General features: G+C 32.3%; 1 protein-coding gene. It reads right to left on the bottom strand.

What is annotated here, in order from left to right; all coding sequences use genetic code 11:
- Positions 1-35 precede the first annotated feature (35 nt).
- Positions 36-1007, bottom strand: a complete 972-nt coding sequence (locus ABD939_RS15550) for an IS110 family RNA-guided transposase (protein WP_345170488.1) — start codon at positions 1005-1007, stop codon at positions 36-38.
- Positions 1008-1218 lie beyond the last annotated feature (211 nt).

The raw sequence follows: 1218 nt of genomic DNA on the forward strand, positions 1-1218 counted from the left end.
AACAAAGAACTGAGGTAAAAAACAAGTAAAAATTATTATTTTATTACCAATGTACTTCTAAACTCAGAACTATAAGGTATTCCATTTTTAACTATAGAAAAAGCCTGCTTTAGTAGTTTGTTACAAACTGCTATTAAAGCCAGTTTTTTGCTTTTTCCTTTGGCCACAATCCTATCGAACAAGGCCTTACAAGCTCTATTATATTTACAGGCATTAAAACTACACATAAACAACAAGTTCCTAAGTTTTGGATTACCCATTTTACTCATTCTTGGTCGTCCTTTTACACTACTTCCAGACTGTCTGATTATTGGTGTGATTCCTGCATAACTACAAAGCTCTTTTGCACTTTCAAAACGGTGAAATCCATCTGTAAAAACCAATAGCATCAATGCTGTCTTACTTCCTATCCCTGGTATACTTTTTAACAGTGTCAAGGAGTTTTGATACTCTGCTTTTACATTCTTTTCTAACTTAGTTTCTAAAAGCGCAATCTCCTTTTTTAAACTTTTCAATTGTCTATTTAAAGAGCGTAACACTTCTTTCGATGGAATTCCCAAGACTGTTTCTCCATGGATTTTATTTTTAATCTGTGTGCTTTGTTTACTATAAACACTAAGTAAACGGGATAATTGCAAACTCTCTTGTTGCGTTTTAGATTGCCCAAACCATAACTTTGGTTCTCGGTCTTTTCCATAAAGTTGAATCATCTTGGAATCACTCTTATCTGTCTTCACTTTAGACAATTCCATTTGAATGTAACGCTTAATTTTTAATGGGTTTACGATACTAACCTTGAAACCATGATCTAATAGAAAGTAGGACAAACGCACATGATAATAACCTGTAGCTTCCATAACGCAAACCGCATTGTTGTCTAATAATTTTATTAACTTTTTAAAGCCACTTAGACTGTTTTTAAATTGATAATAATTGCGAGTATCATCGCATACATCAAAGACATCTTTACTAATGTCTAAACCAAAATATTTTATATCTTTAGTCATATGAAAAAAGGATTGTAAAGAGCCAATCTACTGGGAATTCAACAACTTAAAATCGAAGTCTAAAGCTTCATAGAACTGAACGAATTTAACGTAGATAAGAGAGGGGATTATCAATGTTGACGAAGTCCTTGCTTCTGCGTATATCATAACCTTATTCCTCTCTTTGGTTCTTTATGATTATATATGAAATTTAGTGAATTGCTAAGTTAAG

Source organism: Algibacter aquimarinus, from assembly GCF_039543265.1.
Taxonomy (GTDB): domain Bacteria; phylum Bacteroidota; class Bacteroidia; order Flavobacteriales; family Flavobacteriaceae; genus Algibacter_B; species Algibacter_B aquimarinus.

Coding starts and splice junctions, on each gene's coding strand:
- ABD939_RS15550 (WP_345170488.1), bottom strand. CDS start 1,007: ATGACTAAAGATATAAAATATTTTGGTTTAGACATTAGTAAAGATGTC.